At 42.9% G+C, this 1726-nt stretch carries 1 rRNA gene; it reads left to right on the forward strand.

Going from position 1 to position 1726, the window contains the following annotated elements:
• Nucleotides 1-487: 487 nt before the first annotated feature.
• Nucleotides 488-1726, forward strand: a 16S ribosomal RNA gene (locus tag BMY33_RS23240); the annotation flags it as partial.

Below are 1726 nucleotides of genomic sequence, written 5' to 3' on the forward strand. Positions count from 1 at the left end.
TTGTTGTTGATTAGAAAAAGGGTTGTATGTTTGCACCCGCAAAACGGGATATTGTTTTGTTAGTTCATTGAGATTGATTTTGTTTGTTAGGTTAGGTTTTACGGGGCTTTATTGTTTTGTTTTAATTTGATTTAGGTTCTAAAAAAAACTTTAATTTTTTTTCAAAAAAGTTTTGTGGAATTAAAAAGTGGTTGTATATTTGCACCCGCTTTGAGAAACAAGCGAAGTTCATAAGAATAAAAGTTATACTGGAGTAGGGTGATTAGGTTCATTTTTGGGGTTCGATTCCTTGGTAATTTACGATTAACGACTGGCAATGAAGATTGTTTTCGGTTAGTTAAAAAAGTTCATTGATATATTGATTGACAGCGCGTATTATGGTTGTATTTATTTACGATCATTTTACAAATAAGAATTAAGACTAGAAGCATTTTTGAGATACGATTTAAAATTCCTGTTGTTATTGTTAAATAATATTTAAGAATACACGATGAAGAGTTTGATCCTGGCTCAGGATGAACGCTAGCGGCAGGCTTAACACATGCAAGTCGAGGGGTAACATTGGTGCTTGCATCAGATGACGACCGGCGCACGGGTGCGTAACGCGTATAGAACCTACCTTTTAGTAAGGGATAGCCCAGAGAAATTTGGATTAATACCTTATAGTATCAAGATGTAGCATTGCATTATGATTAAAGATTTATTGCTAAAAGATGGCTATGCGTTCTATTAGTTAGTTGGTAAGGTAACGGCTTACCAAGACATCGATAGATAGGGGCCCTGAGAGGGGGATCCCCCACACTGGTACTGAGACACGGACCAGACTCCTACGGGAGGCAGCAGTGAGGAATATTGGACAATGGAGGCAACTCTGATCCAGCCATGCCGCGTGTAGGAAGACTGCCCTATGGGTTGTAAACTACTTTTATAGAGGAAGAAACAGTTCCACGTGTGGAACTTTGACGGTACTCTACGAATAAGGATCGGCTAACTCCGTGCCAGCAGCCGCGGTAATACGGAGGATCCAAGCGTTATCCGGAATCATTGGGTTTAAAGGGTCCGTAGGCGGGTCTGTAAGTCAGTGGTGAAAGTTTTCGGCTCAACCGGAAAATTGCCATTGATACTGCAGGTCTTGAATCATTATGAAGTGGTTAGAATAAGTAGTGTAGCGGTGAAATGCATAGATATTACTTAGAATACCGATTGCGAAGGCAGATCACTAATAATGTATTGACGCTAAGGGACGAAAGCGTGGGTAGCGAACAGGATTAGATACCCTGGTAGTCCACGCCGTAAACGATGGTTACTAGCTGTTCGGACTTCGGTCTGAGTGGCTAAGCGAAAGTGATAAGTAACCCACCTGGGGAGTACGTTCGCAAGAATGAAACTCAAAGGAATTGACGGGGGCCCGCACAAGCGGTGGAGCATGTGGTTTAATTCGATGATACGCGAGGAACCTTACCAGGGCTTAAATGTAGTATGACAGGTTTAGAGATAGACTTTTCTTCGGACATATTACAAGGTGCTGCATGGTTGTCGTCAGCTCGTGCCGTGAGGTGTCAGGTTAAGTCCTATAACGAGCGCAACCCCTGTTGTTAGTTGCCAGCGAGTAATGTCGGGAACTCTAGCAAGACTGCCGGTGCAAACCGCGAGGAAGGTGGGGATGACGTCAAATCATCACGGCCCTTACGTCCTGGGCCACACACGTGCTACAATGGTAGGTACA

It is taken from the genome of Aquimarina amphilecti, assembly GCF_900109375.1.
GTDB lineage: Bacteria > Bacteroidota > Bacteroidia > Flavobacteriales > Flavobacteriaceae > Aquimarina > Aquimarina amphilecti.